A 20,293-nucleotide genomic window follows, 5' to 3' on the forward strand; every position below is an offset into this window, starting at 1 on the left:
AAGGCCCGTTGGTCAAGCGGTTAAGACGGCGGCCTCTCACGCCGCAAACATGGGTTCGATTCCCGTACGGGTCACCATTAAAATTTTTTCTTGACATTTCAAGAAAATCGGTTATAATACTTACTGTCGAGAAGACGGTAAGGAGAGAAGACAGTGTTTTCTTTGCTTACTTTCTTCTCAAGAGGAAAGTACAGTTGGTGTTGATTAGGGCGAGGGTCCACCCGTTCCCATTCCGAACACGGAAGTTAAGCTCGCTTCTGCCGAAAATACTTGTCTGGAGACGGACCGGGAAGATAGGTAATGCCAACACAAAAGGGTCCAGCCCGCTGGGCCGGACCCTTTTCTTATGCCTCCTTAGCTCAGTCGGTAGAGCATGCGGCTGTTAACCGCAGGGTCGTTGGTTCGAGTCCAACAGGTGGCGCCAAAAGCGGCTTGCCGCCAACATAGACGGCAAGCCGTTCTTTCCCAATAAGGTGTCACGGCCATGGGCCTTTAGCTCAGTTGGTTAGAGCAGCCGGCTCATAACCGGCCGGTCCACGGTTCGAGCCCGTGAAGGCCCACCACTTTTTATCTGCGATATAGGGGTATAGCTCAGCAGGTAGAGCAGCGGTCTCCAAAACCGCGTGCCGAGGGTTCGATTCCTTCTGCCCCTGCCATGTTAGTTACAGAATGCTCTGTTTCGATAAAAAATGGCGCGGTAGTTCAGTTGGTTAGAACGCCGGCCTGTCACGCCGGAGGTCGAGGGTTCAAGTCCCTTCCGCGTCGCCATTTATGCTGCTATAGCTCAGTCGGTAGAGCGCATCCTTGGTAAGGATGAGGTCCCCAGTTCAAATCTGGGTAGCAGCTCCAAAATCCCGCTGGAATCCATCGATTCTGGCGGGATTTTTATTGTTTTCACAACTTTTTGAGTGAGTTTATTTTTGCGGTTCTTCGTTGACCCACACCGTGACCCACACGCCGAAATGTCCGGAGAGGGACAGAGAGCGCCAGACAGGAAGTTCCGCCTTCCTACCTGGCGTTTTGTGTCATATAGCAATCTTGTTACATACAGGTTTGAGTGATATATTTTAGATATTAGTTGTTATTCATGACGAAATTTGTTATAATCGGTCTATCAAACTACAATGTAATTTACGGGGTGATAGTATGGCTATTACTGAGTTGAAAGTACATAATATTTCTGAATACCTTGAAAAAATTATTAGTCTTAAAACTGGACATGATAAGCTATGGTTTCGTGGTCATGCAAGTAATGCTTACACATTGCAACCAACAGTGTATCGGACACCATATACTTGGAAAGATGAAATATCTCTTCTCCATCAGTTTAAAGCTCGTGGTGCTCGTTTCTTGCAGGTACAACCATCCAACAATATTGAATGGTTGTTTATTATGCAACATCATGCTACCCCAACACGTTTGCTTGACTGGTCTGAGAATGCAATGGTTGCGCTTGCATTTGCTACCCAATTTCACAATGATTCCCATACTGGACACGATGCAATTGTTTGGTGCTTAAATCCAATTCTTCTTAACTCGCATATTCGCTTCCCGGAATATGATAGCGAACCGATCCCAAATATTTGTGATAATAATGAGCTTCAAACGATGTTTGAGAGTCCTCGACAAGATTACCCTGTAGCTATTATTGGTCCACAGAATACAGATAGAATTATAGCGCAGAGAGGAGTCTTTACGCTTTTTCCTAATAAAGATTCGTTTACGATGGAATCATTAAGTAGTGCAGAGAAATTTTTGGTAAAAATAGTCATTCCAGAAAGTGACATTAAACCTATTAGCGAAGCACTATACTATATAGGAATTACTGAGAGCACGTTATTTCCAGAACTTGATTCTATTTCAAAGGAACTAAAAAGAAACTATATGGCGAGGTGAACAACAATATGTTTAAGATTTTTCAGGAAACAAAAACCATAAAGTGGTTAAATCATTACCAAGAAACAATAGATTTTTCCCCGTCATATCAGCGGTTGGGAAGGCTTTGGAAAAGAGATCAGAAACAACTACTGGCTGACAGCATTTTAAATGGCTTTGATATTCCAAAGTTTTATTTTCAATTTATGCCATCAATATCTGAAAATAAAAGCAAGTTTTATAATTATGCTATAATTGATGGAAAACAACGGATTGAAGCTATTTTAGGATTTATAAATGATGAGTTTCCTCTTTCAGATACGTTTGTCTTTTTTAATAAAGAAAATCATGATGAAATTGCAGGAAAATATTTTAGCGAGATTGAAATTTGTGCTCCAGCAGTCGCTGCTCGTTTTTGGCAGTACGAATTAAATATAGTGTTTATGGATACAACAGAACCTGATATGATTAATGAAATGTTTATAAGGTTGAATAGCGGAATCACTGTAAATACAGCAGAAAAAAGAAACGCTACTGGAGGAAAATTATCAAATGAGATTCAAATATTTTGCCAGAATTCAAAATTTTTCCAGCAAAAAATCAATATTACAAATAAAAGATTCATTCATCATGATTTAGCACTAAAATTTTTAATGATTGAAATGGGAGAATGGACACTAACTAAAAATGCCGTTGATAAATTTGTTTTAGAACAAAAGGATTTTAACACAAACTGTGCTATGGCATTGAGAAGAGTTCAGCAGGTATTGAGTAAATTCGAATTTGCATTTTATACTAAAGATAGGCTTTTGAGCAAAAAAAATATAGTGCTAACTTTATATGCAGCTCAAGACAAGATTTCACTTGAATTTCTAAGACCGTTTTTAGAACAATTTGAGGAAATGCGTGAAACCTCAATTCAAGCAAGCAAGCAAAATCAGGAATGCGATCAAACATTAGTTGAGTTTTCCCGATTGTTACAACAAGGAAGCGATAAAAAGAGTTCAATTCAAAGGCGCCGTGAAATTATGCTTGAGCAGTTCGATACATACCTTAATATGCAATCGTAACAATGGATACAATACATATATGCTTTGATATTTTTGTTTTCTGTAAACGGAACTGTATAATTGTTCTGAAAATGGGTCAAAAGTGCCAGGCAGGAAGGCAGAACTTCTTGCCTGGCTTTTTTCCGCTTTTTCTGCCCTACATAACCTGTGCCATAAAATTTCCCATAGTTTCCGCTGCTCGGTTCTGTTGCTGCCTGGTGGCGTGGGTGTAGGTGCGGAGGGTGAAGCCCGCATCATAGTGCCCCAGCATACTGCTGACCGTTTTCACGTCCACGCCGTTCTGGAGAGCCAAGGTCGCGAATGTGTGTCTCAGGTCGTGGAAGCGGATGTGCTCCAGGTTGGCGTCTTTCAAGATTTTCTCGTGGAGTTTTACCACGGAGTCTGGGTGGTACATTTCGCCTGTGACTGGTGAGGGGAACATGTACTGGTTGTCCGGGTGCTTGCTGTGTTCCTGGATCAGCAAGTCCACTGCATCCTGCGGGATGGATACCTGCCTGACGGATGTCTCCGTCTTCGGCCTGGAGAGCATCACCTCCCCGCTGGGGTTGCGGACGTACTGCTTGCTGACGGAGATTGTCTTGTGTTCTGCATCCAGGTCAGACCAGAGGAGCGCCACCAGCTCGCCCTTGCGCAGCCCACTGACCAGCTCCAGGTAGAACATGGGCAAGACGTCTCTGGTGCTGGCGGCGTCCAGGTAGGACTTGAGGTGTTCTGGCAGGAGCGTCTTCATCTCCACCTTTTGTACCTTGGGGGCGATGCAGTCATCGGTCGGATTGCGGGGGATGAGCCGCTCTTTTACCGCTCTCTCGAATGCACAGTGTAGGGTGAGGTGGACGCTTCGTACTGTGGTGCTGCTCAGGCCGGGATTGCCTTTGCCACTGCGCTTCTTAACTCTGCCGTGTTCCATCAGGTCCATGTAGAGTTTTTGCAGGTCACGGGATGTCAGTTTCTTCAGCTTGATCTTGCCGATGCGGGGGATGGTGTAAGTCTCGATGATCAGGTGGTAGCGGTCTGCGGTCGCCGGCCTGACGTTGGGCTTGGCGTAGAGCTCGTACCAGCTGCGGAGCCAGGTGGCTACTGTGTAGTCCTCATTGCGGGCCATATCCAGTCCAGCGGACTCCTGTTGTGCTTGGGCCAGCTTCTCTTTTACCTCGGCCTGGGTCTTACCCAGCACATTCTTGATGATCCGCTTGCCGGACTCGGGATCGTAGCCGGCGGTGTACCGTCCCTCCCAGCGACCGTCCTTCCGCTTGCGGATGTTGCCCTCACCGTTTGCTCGTTTCTTTGCCATGGGTCGTCACCTCCTTGTAGCCACACACCATACCACACCTTGGCGAGGAAAGCTACTGATTTTTTCGAGGACTTTTATTCTTTGTTTTGCAACGCAGAATTTGAACAGGGTACGGGTGATTACAGACCACCCCTCTGATTGCGGACGACAGTTGTTCCAAGGACACATCGCTTCGACGAGTTGATGTGCCTTCGGGGAGGTTTGCAGCGCAAACTTGATTTTTCTCTTGGCATGATGTTCCTTCTGAAAGTTGTAAATACCCCCGCCTTGACCCGCCAGTATTGCGGCGGCTGTAAGGGCAGAAGAAAAACTGACCCCCGATTTGACTCCAGGGGGTAAAAAATGACCCCCGCACTGACTCCCGTGAAATTCCGGAAAACCACCTGTGACGGCCACCTTGCGAAATAGCGAAACGCTGTGGTTTTCTCTCTGAATTTTCTGATATCGACCACCTGCCACAGCAAAAAGCTGAAATTCCGACCACCTATGGAAAAGCCCCGACCCGCTCTGCGGGGCGGTGTCCGTTGGCCGAGGGCGCCAAAGCGACCCCCGGCCTTTATCCTGCACTTTTTTCGACCCCCCGGTTCACCTGCCACTTTCGGTTGTGCTGAATTCACCGGATGGTGCACACCGGCCACACACTTTTGACACGGCTGCGTCTGCGATGGACTGCGGCTTGTTACCCTCCGAGCATCAGCGAGGCCACACAGCGGCACACAGGTCGTCACGATGAGTGCACGCTATCACTGCGGAGTGCGAGTGCCGTTGCGACTCGCTGGCGCTCAGCTGCCACATCCATCTGCGCCAGCTGTTGGTCGTAGAACTGGTCAAGGGCCAGTTGGATCGGACGGATGGTGTAGAGCAGATTGCCGTTGCGCTTCAGTCCGTCTCTCGTGGTGACGGTCGTTCTCTCTGTACTGATGAGCTGCCTCTCCTCCAACCCGCACACATACTTGCGGGAAGTGTTGGTGCTTATCCTCACTGCTCTGCCGATGGTCTTGTAGCTGGGTCAGCACTGGTAGGTGTTTCGATTCTCACAGCAGAGCAGATAGGAGTAGACGGCCAGCGCACCGGGCGACAGTCCCAGCAGGAATATCTCCTTGGGCAGTTGGAAGTAGTTCTTGATTGGATCACGCTTGAGCCAAGGTGTGTATTTCAATCTGCACCTCTCTGAGTGTGCTGCGACACCCACTCCACGAATTTCTCTTTTGGTACTACGAGCCTGCTGCCGATTTTCAGAACAGGGAAAAAAGGGGACCCCGCACAAACGCACAGCGTTTGTGTGGGGAGAGGAGGAGCAACGGAGTGAGCGAGCCCTGCCGCTTGCGGTGGGGCGAGTGATACGGAGTTTGTGACGACGATGTGCATCAACTCGTACCCGCTGGACGGTGAGACGCCCAGCACCTTTGCCACTGTTGCTGCGTTCAGGAACAGTAGCAGCTCGCCGTAGTCCTTGTAGATGGATTCTTTCATGTTGCGCTTGACCTCCATTTCTTTATGACATGATTTCTTTCTCTGCTTTTCTGCACTGACTTCCTCACTCTTCTACCACAACCTCTGATGGCTGAAACGGAACTTCCTTATAAACGAGTTTACAAATTGTTTACCAACAGTTTATTTTTCGTATGCTGAAAAATTTTTAGAAAAAATCACTCGCCAGAACTGAGTTTGGCGAGTGACTGTATCAAAAAATTGAGGAGCGTCTGATGGAGCATAGTACTTTCGATTCTGGCCAGTTCATAGTCTTTAAACTTTTCTTAAAATATCCTGTTTCCAGTTCCGTATTTCAGCAGGTTATGCTATACTGACTGTGTTTTCAGATAAAGAGGAGGAAAACTTACTATGCATGACTTTATCCGTACAATCTTCTATTTGTTCCGGCAGGCAATTCCTCCTGCCTTGATTGGCCTGGCAATAGGAGCAGTACTTCTCGTCCTGCTGAACCAGAAATACCGTCAGAAGGGAATACAGTTTCCGAAAGGACAAGCTGTAGCTGTTCTGTTGCTGTTATGCTACTTGGGTGGACTGGTCTCCATCACGTTTATGAACCGAATTGGAAACGGTATGCAGATGTATCAGCTTTATCCATTCTTGGCGTTTTGGGAAGCATGGAATGCCTTTACACTTCAGGTCTGGCTGAATCCTTTGCTGAACATTGCCATGTTTGTCCCCCTGGGTGTGTTTCTCCCTTTGGCGGCAAAACCCTTCCGACGGTGGTACTGGATGCTGGCGGCAGGAGCAGGAACATCCTTTATTATCGAAGTGGCCCAGTACATCCTTGGCCGGGGACAGGCCGATGTGGACGATCTCATTTGCAATACCTTGGGAGCTATGTTGGGGTACTGCCTGTGTATGTTGTTCGTCAGCTTGTCAGGAAAACGATGGAAAACCGCTGGGGCCTATGCCTTACTCCCGGCCTTGTCCATTGTGGCCCTGACGGGTGTGTTCTTTGCCTACCGTTTCCAGCCCTATGGCAATCTGGAGGATGCCCCCATCTATGCTGCCGACACCAAAGGAGTGGAGTGGGTACTGGAATGTGCGTTATCCGATGAACCGGGGCCATCCGGGGTATATTGGACGGAACCCTTTACCTCGGAAAGTTGTGATGCTTTTGCCGTGGACTTCCTTGGGCGGCAGGGCGCAGAAATCAATTTTGGTAGCCCCGATGTAAATTACTATGACAACAGCACATTCTACTCTGACCATCGCACATATAACCTGATCATAAATCACAATGACCGCTCTTACGAGTACACAGATTATCGGGTGGATAGCGACTTGCGTTACAGTAACAAAGGCGGAAGAATTACAGAAGATGAACTCCGTACCGCCCTGGGGACGTTGGGCATTGATGTACCTGACGCAGCCCAATTTGTTACTGTGGACGAGGAAAGGGGCGAGTATGCGTTCCGGGCAGAATGTGTGGTGGAAGATGGTGTACTGACTGCTGGTGAGTTGATTTGCCACATCGCGGAGGGTGGTATTCTCTATGAGGTGGACAACGCCCTCTCTGTCAGCACCCTTCACGGGAATGCCACTGTAATATCTTCCCAAGAGGCATATGACCTTCTTTGTGCGGGCCGGTTCTCCTGGCAGGACGTGCCGATGTTCAATTACCTGAAGCCCAATCAGGTGCGGGTTACCGCCTGCGCTCTGGAATACATGGCCGACAGCAAGGGGTTCCGTCAGCCGGTCTATGTCTTTACCCTCTCGGATGACCGGGATGCAGAGCTGCGCAGCGGCAACGGCTGGACTACCTTTGTTCCTGCACTATCCGGGTCATGAGTGAGTCAATAGTTGGAAATGTGACACCCGTGGGAGAAAACAGTCACATTACGAAAAACTTTTGCAATGTTGGGCGCATTCCCAAAAGAGTTCGGTAAAATTAGCTTTCTCTTTACCAAAGGGCCATGCCGCCAGTCCGAAGTTCTTAGGGTCTGTTCACACAAATAGGGATATGCTATAATAAAAGAATGGAAATAGAAAAAGAACAATACGAACAAATCGCAGAATGCTTTCCGAAACAGCGGAAACCAGCAAAAATCAGTAATCTGGATGTGTTGAACGCGGCGCTGTACGTAATGGAAAATGGGTGCAAATGGAGGAGCTTGCCCAAAGAATACGGAGATTGGCACGTGATCTATGTCCGGATCAACCGCTGGGCGAAAAAGGGGGTTTTGGAACAAGCATTTTTGCGTTTGCAGCAGCTGGGAGTCATTCAAATCCAAGTAAACGTAGTCAGTTTGGATTCCACTTGCATCAAGGTTCATCCTGACGGAATGGGGGCATTGAAAAAAACGGAGTGCAAGCCGTTGGAAGAACAAGGGGAGGGTGGAACACCAAACTTCATATGGTCGCCGCATCTGATCGAGATGGGGTAATCTGTTCACTGTCTGCCGGAAACTGTGGAGATGGTCCTGAAGGCCGTGCTCTTTTGCGACAGTTTGGTATCCGGTTTGCCTTTTGATGGATCGGGCCTACGAAGGGGATGAGACGAGAGCTTTGGCAGTGGAACTTGGCTATATACCCATTGTTCCGCCAAAAAGCAATCGCAAAGACCCTTGGGCCTATGATAAAGAACTGTACAAACAGCGCAACCAGGTCGAGAGACTTTTTCGCCGTATCAAGCGGTTTCGTCGTATTTTTACCCGCTATGACAAATTGGATTTGATCTTTTTAACTTTTGTTTATTTTGCTCTCATTATTGATGCCCTTATGTGAACACTACCTAGATACTCCTTATTAGAACCCACCGAATGAAAGGCTTTAATTCTTTGTTTTCTGGTACGCAATATCTGAGCAGTAAATCTGTGCTCTGTTTTTGCCACCACGAGAGAGGGCCGTCCAGTTTTCTGGACGGCCCTCCTTGAGGACTATTCGCTTACGCATAGAAATTGATGCTGTTGGGTATTCCAACGAACATGTAGCAGTAGGTGATACCGTCGTACTGGGTCACGCCCACGCCGATACAGTCGCATCTGGGGTTGATCATGGTCTCGAAATGACCGGGGGAGTGGATCCAGTTGTCGACGGCGCGTTGGGCAGCGTCGGCTGTGCCGGTGAACACAGTGAGGTTGTCACCGAAGCCGTAGGGATATCCGGCCTCGGCAGCGGCCTGGCTCTCCTCCGGAGCGTGATGCCAGGTATAGCGCCGGTCGGAGCAGGCTTGGGCGGCGTTCATCAGGGCCTCGCTGACCGGCAGTTCCGGCACCTCGTTGGCCTTGCGGGTCTGGTTGATGAGGCGGATCATCTCCTGCCGTATCTCCAGGTTGTCCGTCAGGCCGGCGCTGTCCCCGCTGGCGGGGGCTTCCGGCGCGGCGGGGGTAGTGGAGCCGACCGTCAGCGTCATGCTCCCATGCTCCCCGGCGCTGTTGGAAGCGGTGATCTCCGCCGTCCCCACCGTCTTGGCGACGGCGACCCAGAAGGTCAGCACCTGCTCCACCGCCACCGTGTCTGGGTCGCTGGAGGTGACGGTGTAGTCCGCACCGCTGGGGCCGATGATGAGTCCGCTTCGCTCTCCCACCTCCAGGGTGCTGCCCTTGTAGCTGCTCACCCGGATGGACGGGGCCTCTGCTGCTATAGCAGAGACGGTGAGGACGGTTGCAAGGATGGTTGCCGTCAGTGCGGCGGTAATGCGTTTTTTCATGCTGGTCATACTCTTTCCTCCTGATTCAGTATTTTGTGGGGTTTCGCAAGTAGCACAATACCGAAATAGGAGACGAAAGTCGATAGGGATAAACGGAGAAATACAGAGGTGAAAAGCAAGCGAACTGCACAGCAGCTGCAGCCCCCTATATTGTTTACAGCGTAGCAAATTCTGTATGGGTGGCGGACTTGTATTTTGTGCTCCTATATGGTAAACTGTTACCTGTAAAGAGGTGATAGCGGTGCGGTTTGAGCCGTTTGTACTGGACGGAGAACATCAGCGGGTTCCAGTTTCTATTGAACCGATGACACAGGAGGATGCCGAGTCAACGGATTCTCCGCCGACTTGGCAGACTTCATGGACCAGCGAATATTTGGCTGATGACCGTTTTGAGAAATATGCGGCGAAAGCGGGCAATGAGTTGATTGCACTGGGGGCATACGAAATTCTGGAGCATTCGCTTGTGGTTCATATCGCCTATATGGAGGCCCAGCCGGGCTCGAATCCGACGATGGACGGCGGGAGGCCGAAGTACGCTGGAATCGGGCGGCTGATGATTGCCTACGGTATCAAGCTGTCCATTGACAACGGCTTCGCCGGGGACGTTGTGCTGGAGGCGAAGACGGGTGAACTGGCCCGGCATTATGAGCGGGATTTTGGAGCGGTAAGACTTCCGATGTTTGCTTCTTCCGCCCCAAGGTATTTGATAGCGGACGAGGCGGCGAAACGGATCTTTTTCACATACCTTGCTTGACTCAGGAGGTGCTTGGATGGAACACAGAAAAGAAAACCCCGTATCTGATGCGGCGTGGTATTGCCGCAGAGATGCGGAGGAAGATCGGTTTTACGAGATTTTTTTCCAGATGTGCAGGAAGTATGCTGTGAGATGGGCCAGCGCGGACGAAAAAGAGCGGCGGTTTATTGAGGAGATCACCAGAGTCACCTATGAGCGGGAGCGGGCAATCAAGTTGGGACTTCCGCTCTCTGAGGTGCGTCCCGCCTTTGCTTCATGATTTGGGTTTGACCCACACCGTGACCCACACGCGGAAAAAAGCGGACGGAGACAATGGACGGGAAAGTGCCAAAGACCATGCGCCTCCGCAACAAAAATGCCCCGAAAGTGCTGAACAGCGGCACTCCCGAGGTTTCCAATCACTTGGTAAGGATGAGGTCCCCAGTTCAAATCTGGGTAGCAGCTCCATAAAGTCCAGCTTTTCTTGCGGGAAAGGCTGGATTTTTCTTGTATTTCAGCACTTTTCCCGCTGATTTAAAATTCGAGATTCAGACTTGACCACACAAATAGCCACAGACAGAGAAAAACGGCTCACCGAGGGGATATCCCACTCGTTGAGCCGTAGATTTTTGTCAGCCTGCTTTCAGACGCTCCCTTTCAGCGGCGATTTCCGTTTTCATTTCTGCTATCATCTTTGCCAGCAACTTTTCACACTCTTGCTCACTGTGAGCGTAGATGTTCCGGGGGTGCTTTTGGCCGTCCGGCCAGATAGGAGAGTAGCGCCCTTCCCAGAGTTTTTCGTTGATCTGCGTGACGCACCCGGTCCCCGCTTTACGCCGCTGTCCTTTATGAGCTTGAAATGTGCTGGGAGCAGGTTTCTGAGGTGCTGACGGATATTCTGCTTGTGGCTTAGCGTTGCCGATGCCTTGGTCGATTTTCACTGCCGCTGTCCTGCGCATTTCATCAGTGACGTGGGCGTAAATATTCAGCGTGGTGCTGCTGGAGACGTGACCTATGATGGTGGACAGGGTCTTAACATCCATCCCATGTTCCAAGGCAGCGGTAGAAAATGTGTGTCTGAGGTCATGAAATCTAATCTTTTTACACTCGGCCCTTACGAGAATGGTTTGCAGTCTTTTGCGAACTGCAGCCGGGTCTCTGGGGGAGTCCTCGCTGACCGGGGAAGGAAACATCCACCGGGAGTTCACGGTTTCTTTGTAGGTCTTGAGGACACCCAGAACAGGCACAGGGAGGATTACGCTGCGGTTACCGGCTTTGGTTTTGGGTGGAGAGGTCACAAGCTTGCCTTTGACCCGATGGACCTGCCGCTGCACTCGAAGTTCCCCAGTGCGAAAGTTGAGGTCATCCCATTGGAGGGCGCATATCTCGCCCCGCCGCAGGCCAGTGGAGAGTTCTAGTAAGAGCAGCTCATAGCAGCCGTCCTCCTTTGCTTGAATCAGCAGGCGCTGGATCTCTTCCGGGATCAGCACCTGCATCTCTCTGTTTTTTGCAGAGGGGAGGCGGCAGCCGTCGGCTGGATTGCGGAATAGGAGCTTTTCAGAGACAGCCTTGTCCAGTGCGGAATGGAGGGTGGTGTGGACGCCCCGAACAGTCTGGTCGGACAGGCCTTCACCATATAACTCAGTTCGAAGCAGTCTGCCGTTTTGCTTGAGCTTGGCGTAGAATTGTTGGATGTCGTTGGTGGTCAACTTGTCCATCTGAATGCTGCCCAAGGCAGGAACGATGTGCTGGTAGATGCGGCGCTCATAAGACATCTGGGTGTTGGGCCGGAGATTGGATTTTTTGTAGCTCTGATACCAGATATCCAGCCAGTCCCCCAATAGGATTCCGGGCTTGGGCTGTTCAGGAGCAGGAGCCTTGATGGATTTTTTCAGCGTCTTGAGCTTTGCCACGCACTCTGATTTGGTCTTTGCCAGAACATTCTTGGTGACAGGGAGACCTTTATCATCGTAGCCGACAACTACCCTCCCCTCCCAGCGGCCGTCTTTTCTCAGGCTGACGCCGCCGTCTCCCCGCTTTCTGCGCTTTGCCACGGTTTCATCTCCTCTCCAAGGTAATCAGTCAGAAAGCCGCCGACAATGTCAGCGGCACGCTTCTGCATATCGCCGGTGGTGTGGGTATAGGTATCCAGAGTGAAGGACGCTTTGGTGTGGCCCAGGATTCCAGCCAGGGTTTTGGCGTCCACGCCGCTGGACAGCGCATGAGTTGAGAATGTGTGTCTGAGGTCGTGGAAGCGGATATTTGGCAGTCCAGCCTCCGCCAGAAATTTCTTCAGCTGTCGGTAGGCACTGTCGGGATTCATAGGAGCCTCTGGACGAAGTGGATCGTGAAAGATCCAGGGAGAGAAAGATTTATACTTTCGCTCTCGCAGCAGTACCACTGTGCTGGGCGGCAGGACGATCTTCCGTGTGCCGGCGTAGGTCTTGGTATCTCCTGCCACTAACCTGCCGCCTTTTTCCCTGTGAAGGGTGCGGTTGATTTTCAGAGCGTCGTCACGCTCATCGAAGTCGCTCCACATGAGTCCGCAGATCTCTCCTCTGCGCAGACCGGTGGTCAGTTCGGTGTAGAAGAAGTCATACCAGGTTGCGTCTCTCCGAATCACATCCATAAAGGTATCCAGCTGTTCCTCATTCAAAATTTTCATTGGCTGATGGATCGCCTTGGGTGGGTCCACTTCGTCGGCCGGGTTGATGGGGATGAGCCCTTGATCTCTTGCTGTTTTGAGTGCGTGGTGGAGCGTGGTGTGGATGCTGTGGACGGTAGTGCTGGACAGCCCTCGGTCTTGGCCGGGTCGAGGCTTCACTCTGCCATTTCGCTTCAGAGTATCGTATAGCTTCCGTAGGTCAGTTGCGGTCAACTGAGTAAGCGGTTTTGCTCCCAGGCGGGGCTTTACATGATGTTCCATATCTCTGCGATAATGGTTTAACGTGCTGGGCCGAAGCGTGACTGTCATCTGCTCCAACCAAATATCCAGCCATTCGGAGAGAGTCATCCGGCTCTGATCCGTCAGGTCGATTCCCTGGTAGGCGTCGATGTTCTGACGGAGCTTTGCAGTCAGCTCTTTCTGATTATCAGCGTAGATATAGCGGAAGATGGAGCTACCGTTTTCCTTGTGGCCCACCACGATGCGGCCTTCCCAGCGTCCATCTTCCCGTTTCCTCACCATGCCGTCGCCGGACGGTCTGCGCTTTGCCATCTGTTATTCACCTCCAGTTCTGATATTGCTGTCGTTGTCATCCATGCACTCCGCCATCAGCCTGACGCCGAGTCGAATGCCCAGGATGAAATTCTCGACCGCTGTGATGCTGTTGATCTCATGCTGTGACCGGATGAGCTTTGTGAGAATCGCTTGCTCAGTTTCACCGAGCTGTTCCATGAGATGTTTTTCGCAGCTGGCGACACGAGCTACCGCCTTTGCCATCTCTGAGCCAGGGGTCATCCGCTGTTCGTTGGGTGTGATGTTGCCATAGTAGAGATCCTCCAGAGTTTTTCTCATTTCAACCAACCTCCTTATCAGCAACACACAATACCCTAACCGCACTTAAATAGCTATCCCTGTTGAGCGGAGTTATCAGAAATTTATCATTTTGAGGTTGATGGTTTTTCATTGGAGACACTGGTACAATCGATGAAGGCTTTTATTCTTTGTTTTGCGGCGCAGATTTTGATAGGGACAGAGGTGATTTTCAGTTTGCAACCGTTTATCCTTTATGCTACAATGCATATAATAACTCCTGATTAAGTGGAGGTGTGATTCATGCCACATTCTATTGAGCGCTCTATTGAGGCTGCGGAGGTTTCTCTGCGGATGGAGGGACTTTCTGTTACAGAAGTCTGTAAAGAACTGTGTCGGAAATTGCTCGCTGGCGAAATTACGTTGGAGCAGTACCTGGTTCACGTTACTTCCGGCAGAGGAGAGTGCTGACATGGCCTACAGCATGGATTCCACAACAGACGGTTGCTATCCGGGAACGACTTGCCTGATCAACAAACTGGGCATCCGGGACGAGGTGGCGCTGGCAGAAACAGAGGCGGCTGTCGTTTTAGGAAAAGCCAGTTTGCTGGATCAGCAGCCGATTGCCGGCGGCTTTGACTTTGACCACTACAAACGCATCCACCAATTCCTGTTCTGTGATCTCTATGACTGGGCCGGACAAATACGCACCATCAATATCTCCAAGAAGGGAACCACTTTTGTTCCTGCTATAGAAATCGAACCGTGTGCCGATGTGTGTTTCAAGCGCCTGGCTGGTTTCAGCGGTGAACGCTTGTCCCATCGTGAGCTGGCGGAGGAGGTAGCGGACTTTTATCACACAGTCAATATGCTGCATCCATTTCGGGAAGGCAACGGCAGAGCACAGCGTGTCTTTTTTACGCAGTGGATTCGCAGCCTTGGGTACGATCTTGACTTGAGTTCTGTAGACCCGGATGCGTTCATGATCGCTACGATCTATGCGGCGCAGGGCGTTATGGATCAGCTGGTTGACTTTTTTGAGCAGACGATTGAGTGGCCACAGATAGGGATGCGGATGACCTGACGATGCTGGTTTTGACTTTATGCTGGGCGGCAGCTTGCTGCTCAGCATTTTTGACCTCTGAGGTATCCACTTGCTGTTGGCGCAGATCCTTGCACTTATCCCCGCCTTGACCCGCCAGTATTACGGCGGCTGTAAGGGCAGAGGAAAAATTGACCCCCGACTTGACCCCAGGGGGTGAAAAATGATCCCCGCACTGATTCCCGCAAAATCTCTGAAAACCACCTGCGACAGCCACCTTGTGGAATGGCAAAACACTGCGGTTTTCTCTCTGGATTTCCTGATACCGGCCACCTGCCACAGCAAAAAGTGAAAATTCCGACCACCTATGGAAAATCCCCGACCCGCTCTGCGGGGCGGTGTCCGTTGGCCGAGGGCGCCAAAGCGACCCCCGGCCTTTATCCTGCTATAATTTCGACCGATGGGTTCAGCGGAAGATTACCCACCGGCTATGCACCGGCTGATTCAACAGTTTCGGTATCCTCGCCGGGTACGGCGGTGATATACTTTCCCCGCAGGCAGAGGTTCCCTTCTTTTATCCCTGCGGCGTTCGTCCGCTTGTGCAGCATGGGACCTCTATCTTATGAGGGTTCATTGTTGAGCCGGATGCGGGAGCGGCAGCTCTCCGCTCATCTCGAAGCAGGATGTGACTCATAAGAGCGCGAGGACTGTCTGTAAATTTTATCAGGATGGTGTTTGCTATGTTTATCGTTGGAATCGACATCGCCAAGCGCAGTCACATGGTCCGCGTCATTGACTCAGAGGGGCGGACAGTGTATAAGCCTTTCTCCATCCGTAACAGCTGCTCAGGCTGCAACGCACTGCTGGAGCGGCTGAGGAAACTCACAAACCGCAAGAGCGAATTTCTCTTCGCCATGGAATCCACGGCCCACTACTGGCTGGCCCTCTACACCCGTCTGCGGAAAGAGGGATACCAGGTGGTGGTACTCAATCCCATCCAGACGGATGCCATGCGTGAGATGCTGATGGAAGAAAATAAGACGGACGAGATCGACACCCTGGTCATTGCGGAGACCATCCGCTTTGGCCGGTACAGGGCCAGCAGCGTACCGCAGGAGAAGCTGCTGGCGCTGCGGGAGCTCTGCCGAAACCGTTTTTACCTCATTGATATGGGCAGCGATCTCAAACGGAAGATCACCGCTCTTTTGGATCAGGTATTCCCTGAGTTTGAAAGCCAGTTCAGTACGATCTTCGGGAAAACTGCCCTTGCCGTTTTACGCCAGTATCCTACGCCGGAGAAACTGTCCAGGGCGCAGACCGGAAAGTTGACCGAGGTGCTCCAGACCGCAAGCAACGGTCGTTTCGGGGAGTGGAAAGCCAGACAGCTCAAGGAGCTTGCCAGGGACAGTTTCGGTATCCCGGACTGCGAGGGCGCTTACTCCGCACTGCTCCTGCTGTACCTGGATCAGTTCCAGTCTCTTCAGGATGCGGCCGCCGTATTGGAGAAAAGAATTACGGAACTGTTCTCCCAGTTTGACTCCACTCTCACCTCCATCACCGGCATTGGCCCTGTGCTGGGCGCTGTCATCCTCAGCGAGATTCGGGACATCTCCTGTTTTGCCTCGGCGGATAAGCTGGCGGCCTATGCGGGGCTGAATCCAAAAGTGAAACAGTCCGGAGACAAAAAATCCAGTGCCGTCCATATGTCCAAACGTGGTTCGCCATATCTGCGCCGGGCCATCTGGATGGCTGGCGCCATTGCGGTACAGTTCGATCCGATGTTCAAGGTCTATTACGAAAAGAAATCGGCGGAGGGGCTGCGCTACATGAATATCATCGGCCATGTGTCCAAGAAGATGACGTCCGTCATTTTTGCGGTCATGAGAGACAACAAACTCTACGAACCAGTTTTGCCTGCCGCTTAGCAGTCCACTTTCCATACAACTCATCTGGTCCACTATGGTGGGCCTGGTTTCCTGTACCCTCTTTACTCTCTGGTCTATTCAACTCTTTCTGAATTTTTATACTTGACAAATCCTTAGCCGGCTGCACATTTTTCGCCCCCCCGGTTCACCTGCCACTTTCGCTGGTGCTGAATTCACTGGATGGCGCACACCGGGCACACGGCTTTTGACACGGCTGCGTCTGCGGTGTAAGGCGACTTGTTACCCTCCGGACACCAGCGAGGCCACACAGCGGCGCACAGGCTGTCACGCTGAGTGCGCACTGTTGCTGTGGAGAGCGAGTGCCTTTGCGACTCGCTGACGTTCAGCCGCCACATCTATCTGCGCCAGTTGCTGTTCGTAGAACTGGTCGAGCGCCAGTTGGATCGGGCGGATGGTGTAGAGCAGGTTGCCGTTGCGCTTCATACCGTCCCTGGTAGTGACTGTCGTGCTCTCTGTACTGATGAGTTGCCGCTCCTCCAGCTCACACACATACTTGCGGACAGTGTTGGCGCTCATCCTCACCGCTCTGCCGATGGTCTTGTAGCTGGGCCAGCACTGATAGGTACTCCTGTTCTCACAGCAGAGCAGGCAGGAGTAGACGGCCAGCGCACCGGGTGACAGGCTCAGCAGGAATATCTCGTTGGGCAGCTGGAAGTAGTTCTTGATCGGATCACGCTTGGGCCACTGTGTGTACTTCAATCTGCACCTCCTTGGGTGTGCTGAGACACCCACTCCACAAATTTCTCCTTGGGCACAACCATCCGGCTTCCGATTTTCAGAACAGGGAAATCCGGTTCGTGCATCAGTTCGTACCCGCTGGACGGCGAGATGCCCAGTACCCTTACTACCGTTGCCGCGTTCAGGAACAGCGGCAGCTCGTCGTAGCTCTTGTAGTTGGATTCTTTCATACTGTACTTGTTCTCCTTATTAGTCGTGGTGATTTTCCTCTCTGCATAGGGGTACAGGACAGAGTGTGATAGCCATCCACGCTGTTCCCGGCATACCAGAGAAAATAAAAAGACCTACACATCCCTGCTGACAAAACAACCAGCGGTACAGAATATTGTACCGCGAGGTCTTGCACAGCCTCGGATATGTAAGTCGGAAGTAGAGCGAGGCAATTTGTTCAGTTGTTGTGCTCGAATATATGTTCTGCTTACAGGATACTCGATTAGACGGCCTTTGTCAAGAGGGTGTGTATAAAAATTTTAAGAAATGGGAATGCTAAAAAAATTAGTCATTGTCCACTGGAGCGAGTTCCTTGTCTCTGACTGCACGAGCGGCCTTGATGTTCATTTGAAATCGTATAAAATATTGACAGACGAGCCGCATCGTGTAACCAGACACGGGAGGGAATACGAGTTGAGAATTGCCACTTGGAACATCGAACAGCTGAAGCACAAAAAATCGCTGGAGCAGATTTTGCTTGCCTGTGAACAAATTCGGTCAGATATCCTCGTGCTTACAGAGACAGATCATCGTGTGTGCCCGGATTATTGGTACAGGTGATGCAGTTTTTGAAAGCCAACCGGCAGATTGTGATCACGGTCTGCCGGTTGGCTGTTTATCGTGTGCGGATATTTGACAGTAGGAGTTATTGCCCTGTCCGATCTCGGTACAAGAAAGTTACAATTTGTGCGCGAGTGCAATTACTATCCGGGCTAAAAGTCGTGGCACTGGTGCCAGCGGTCACGCCCTTGTTCGCAGCCCACTGGACCGCATTGGCATAGTAGGCATTAGAGGTCACATCCCCAAACGGATTATTGCCGCCTATCGCCGGGGAACCAGCTGCACGATATAGGAAGGTCACAGTTTGCCCACGGGTCACGGTGGTATCCGGGCTGAACGTAGTTGCGCTGGTTCCCGCAGTGATGCTCTGCTCCACAGCCCACAGGACCGCATCGTAGTAGTAGGCGCCAGGCTGAACGTCCGTAAAGGGATTTGCGCTGCCCTGCGGGGCCGGAGAGCCAGCGGCCCGCCATAGGAAGGTCACAGTCTGCGCACGAGTGCAGGAGGAGTTGGGGCTGAATGTGGTTGCGCTGGTTCCTGCAGTGATGCCTTGCTCCAAAGCCCAAGTCACGGCGTCATAGTAGTATGCACTGGAAGGCACGTCTGTAAAGTGAGTGTTGTTCATGGCAATGTGCTTAAATGTCGCATCTACCGTTACCCTGGAAGCGGGCATGATAAAGGAATATTTCCCGCTACCTTCGTCCGTGAGATTAATGGAATTCCCTCTGCTGTCCTTGACAGTCAGGGTGTCCAACTCATAGCCGCTGTTTGGAGTAACAGTGATTGTCACCTTGGAGCCCTTGTCGGCGCTGGTGGGACGGACTTGGATTTTCCCGCCGATGGTATTGGATGTGGAGATGGAATAGTCAGAACTCCCACCACTCGTTGTACTGCTTCCCCCGCCAGAACTACCACCAGAATAAGTCCAATGTGCATAAACAGTGCTATTTGACTCAAATACGGTGTCTGTTGTTACCCGTGTTCCATCAAGTGTATACCAACCATCGAAATTGTAGTTTGTGCGTGTAGCGGTAGGTATGCTGCTTAATTTTCCATCAGCTCCAGTAATCAGGCTGGTTGTGCTTGGCGTTCCACCAGCAGAATCAAAAGTAATAGTATAACCTGATTGTTCTTCGGAGGACGGTTCTCCGTTGTTTATTGTAGCCAAATTATTGTAGGTATATAGGTCATCTTCATCACATTGAATTGTGGCAGTATACTCCCTCAGACTCTGCACTGGGTAAGTTATAACGACAACACTACCTGGTTCCAAATTTTCAAATCTTTGTGCGCCAAGTTTTGCGCCAGACTCATCGCTAAAATTCAGCGTCCCGGAAGCCGGAGTTACCCCTTGATTGGATACATAGGCCAACAGGGAACACTGGGTGCCGATCCGCTGGTCAACTAGCTCCACGGACAGATCGGCATAGCCAATACCGACACTATTAGTATTATCTTGCGGCGAAAAATCTGTCGTACCAGTTTCGCAAACAGAAAATACATACTCCGTTAATGTTGCGGGGCAATCAACAGACATTACAAATTCTGTACTTTCACCTGGTCTTAGTGTGCAGGTTTTTGTGGAGACTTGTCCGTTCTGGTTGACATCAATGCTGGTTATTGTATGGTCGCCAGTATTAGTGACAGATAGAGTTACTGGAACAGGCTCTCCCGCTACAACTCCTTCAGCGTCGTAATCAATCCCATCCAAACGCAAATTGCTGACTGGCATGACCTGTGACCAGACAAGATTTTTGGCATCTTTCACATCGCTGGTTGTAATGGTTGGCAGGGTATCCATTCCTAAAACATAGTCATTGCCATTCCACTGTACTACAGAAAGATTTTCTAAGTAACGATCACCATCAGTCATGGTCACAGGAGGACTCCATGTACCGTTGTCATAAATCACAGTTGTCAAATGTGCGCCATTCCCATCGGAGGCACTGTAATAGATTCTGCCATCGGTTACAGCATACTCGGAAGTAATGCCTCCCGCTTCGACAGATATCCCTCCAGCAGTCTGTATGGAGTTTTCGCTGTTCCACATGAAGTCACTTTTGGTTTGACCAGGAAGTGTGCCATAGGTAATTTTTCCTTGTACTCCCTGGGACAACAAAGATTCGTTGCCATTTGTCCAACAATACAGATTTTTAGTAAGCGTCAAATGCGGAACCGCCAGACGTTTTATGTAGTCTGGCGGTTC

General features: G+C 50.6%; 17 protein-coding genes, 6 tRNA genes, 1 rRNA gene and 2 pseudogenes. 16 read left to right on the forward strand and 10 right to left on the reverse strand.

The window, feature by feature from the left end:
• Positions 1-2 precede the first annotated feature (2 nt).
• From D1641_RS16340 to D1641_RS16380, 9 genes are all read left to right on the forward strand, one after another.
• Positions 3-77 (forward strand) — tRNA-Glu (locus tag D1641_RS16340).
• Positions 78-193: 116 nt separating this feature from the next.
• Positions 194-309: ribosomal RNA gene (rrf, locus tag D1641_RS16345) — 5S ribosomal RNA — on the forward strand.
• Positions 310-348: 39 nt separating this feature from the next.
• Positions 349-424 (forward strand) — tRNA-Asn (locus D1641_RS16350).
• 62 nt (positions 425-486) lie between these two features.
• Positions 487-563 (forward strand) — tRNA-Ile (locus D1641_RS16355).
• Positions 564-580: 17 nt separating this feature from the next.
• Positions 581-656: transfer RNA gene (locus D1641_RS16360), tRNA-Trp, on the forward strand.
• Positions 657-691: 35 nt separating this feature from the next.
• A tRNA-Asp gene (locus D1641_RS16365) sits at positions 692-768 on the forward strand.
• Positions 769-773: 5 nt separating this feature from the next.
• Positions 774-849 (forward strand) — tRNA-Thr (locus D1641_RS16370).
• 297 nt (positions 850-1,146) lie between these two features.
• Positions 1,147-1,896 (forward strand): FRG domain-containing protein, encoded by a 750-nt coding sequence (locus D1641_RS16375; RefSeq protein WP_160667610.1) that lies wholly within the window; start codon positions 1,147-1,149, stop codon positions 1,894-1,896.
• Positions 1,897-1,904: 8 nt separating this feature from the next.
• Positions 1,905-2,945 (forward strand): DUF262 domain-containing protein, encoded by a 1,041-nt coding sequence (locus D1641_RS16380; protein WP_160667612.1) that lies wholly within the window; start codon positions 1,905-1,907, stop codon positions 2,943-2,945.
• Positions 2,946-3,081: 136 nt separating this feature from the next.
• Here D1641_RS16380 and D1641_RS16385 read toward each other — a convergent pair whose 3' ends face one another.
• From D1641_RS16385 to D1641_RS16400, 3 genes and pseudogenes are all read right to left on the reverse strand, one after another.
• Positions 3,082-4,236: a site-specific integrase gene (locus tag D1641_RS16385; protein ID WP_160667614.1), complete on the reverse strand. Its 1,155-nt coding sequence runs from the start codon at positions 4,234-4,236 to the stop codon at positions 3,082-3,084.
• Positions 4,237-4,960: 724 nt separating this feature from the next.
• Positions 4,961-5,395, reverse strand: a pseudogene (locus D1641_RS16390) (helix-turn-helix domain-containing protein).
• Positions 5,396-5,598: 203 nt separating this feature from the next.
• Positions 5,599-5,709: pseudogene (locus tag D1641_RS16400) on the reverse strand (DNA-binding protein); the annotation flags it as partial.
• 369 nt (positions 5,710-6,078) lie between these two features.
• Between D1641_RS16400 and D1641_RS16405 the strand changes: the two are divergent.
• The 3 genes from D1641_RS16405 to D1641_RS19565 all read left to right on the forward strand — a co-directional run bounded on the left by D1641_RS16405 (position 6,079) and on the right by D1641_RS19565 (position 8,457).
• Positions 6,079-7,521, forward strand: coding sequence for a VanZ family protein (locus tag D1641_RS16405; RefSeq protein ID WP_160667616.1), 1,443 nt, complete (start codon positions 6,079-6,081; stop codon positions 7,519-7,521).
• A gap of 188 nt (positions 7,522-7,709) precedes the next feature.
• The gene (locus D1641_RS19560; RefSeq protein WP_243149434.1) at positions 7,710-8,117 is read left to right on the forward strand and encodes a transposase; all 408 of its coding nucleotides are present in this window, start codon (positions 7,710-7,712) and stop codon (positions 8,115-8,117) included.
• Between the two features lie 85 nt (positions 8,118-8,202).
• Positions 8,203-8,457, forward strand: a complete 255-nt coding sequence (locus D1641_RS19565) for a transposase (protein ID WP_243149435.1) — start codon at positions 8,203-8,205, stop codon at positions 8,455-8,457.
• Positions 8,458-8,617: 160 nt separating this feature from the next.
• Here the strand turns inward: D1641_RS19565 and D1641_RS16415 are convergent, their stop codons facing one another.
• Entirely contained in the window at positions 8,618-9,391 is a 774-nt protein-coding gene (locus tag D1641_RS16415; RefSeq protein ID WP_160667618.1) for a CAP domain-containing protein, read from the reverse strand.
• Positions 9,392-9,623: 232 nt separating this feature from the next.
• Between D1641_RS16415 and D1641_RS16420 the strand changes: the two genes are divergently transcribed.
• A complete protein-coding gene (locus D1641_RS16420; protein ID WP_023347591.1) occupies positions 9,624-10,136 on the forward strand; it encodes a hypothetical protein in 513 nt (170 codons plus the stop codon).
• Positions 10,137-10,152: 16 nt separating this feature from the next.
• Positions 10,153-10,395: a hypothetical protein gene (locus tag D1641_RS16425; RefSeq protein WP_023347590.1), complete on the forward strand. Its 243-nt coding sequence runs from the start codon at positions 10,153-10,155 to the stop codon at positions 10,393-10,395.
• Positions 10,396-10,747: 352 nt separating this feature from the next.
• Here D1641_RS16425 and D1641_RS16430 read toward each other — a convergent pair whose 3' ends face one another.
• Genes D1641_RS16430 through D1641_RS16440 form a run of 3 tightly spaced genes read right to left on the reverse strand, consistent with a single transcriptional unit; the run spans position 10,748 to position 13,632 of the window.
• Entirely contained in the window at positions 10,748-12,169 is a 1,422-nt protein-coding gene (locus tag D1641_RS16430) for a site-specific integrase (protein WP_160667621.1), read from the reverse strand.
• Entirely contained in the window at positions 12,127-13,332 is a 1,206-nt protein-coding gene (locus D1641_RS16435) for a site-specific integrase (protein WP_160667623.1), read from the reverse strand. Before D1641_RS16435 ends, D1641_RS16430 begins: the two co-directional genes overlap by 43 nt.
• Before the next feature lie 3 nt (positions 13,333-13,335).
• Entirely contained in the window at positions 13,336-13,632 is a 297-nt protein-coding gene (locus D1641_RS16440; RefSeq protein WP_160667625.1) for a DUF6809 family protein, read from the reverse strand.
• Between the two features lie 430 nt (positions 13,633-14,062).
• Between D1641_RS16440 and D1641_RS16445 the strand changes: the two genes are divergently transcribed.
• Complete coding sequence (locus tag D1641_RS16445; protein WP_160667627.1) at positions 14,063-14,674, forward strand: Fic family protein; 612 nt, start codon at positions 14,063-14,065, stop codon at positions 14,672-14,674.
• Positions 14,675-15,372: 698 nt separating this feature from the next.
• On the forward strand, positions 15,373-16,557 hold the full coding sequence (locus D1641_RS16450; RefSeq protein ID WP_160667629.1) for an IS110 family transposase: 1,185 nt from the start codon (positions 15,373-15,375) through the stop codon (positions 16,555-16,557).
• Between the two features lie 285 nt (positions 16,558-16,842).
• Here D1641_RS16450 and D1641_RS16455 read toward each other — a convergent pair whose 3' ends face one another.
• The 3 genes from D1641_RS16455 to D1641_RS16465 all read right to left on the reverse strand — a co-directional run.
• Complete coding sequence (locus D1641_RS16455) at positions 16,843-17,277, reverse strand: helix-turn-helix domain-containing protein (RefSeq protein ID WP_160667631.1); 435 nt, start codon at positions 17,275-17,277, stop codon at positions 16,843-16,845.
• Positions 17,274-17,486: a helix-turn-helix domain-containing protein gene (locus D1641_RS16460; RefSeq protein ID WP_160667633.1), complete on the reverse strand. Its 213-nt coding sequence runs from the start codon at positions 17,484-17,486 to the stop codon at positions 17,274-17,276. The genes D1641_RS16455 and D1641_RS16460 overlap by 4 nt, the downstream gene beginning before the upstream one ends.
• Positions 17,487-18,172: 686 nt before the next feature.
• Positions 18,173-20,293: S-layer homology domain-containing protein (locus D1641_RS16465; RefSeq protein WP_207708644.1), on the reverse strand; the 2,121-nt coding region annotated here is incomplete at its 5' end.

Origin of the sequence: Colidextribacter sp. OB.20, assembly GCF_009911595.1 — a bacterium.
Lineage (GTDB): Bacteria > Bacillota > Clostridia > Oscillospirales > Oscillospiraceae > Lawsonibacter.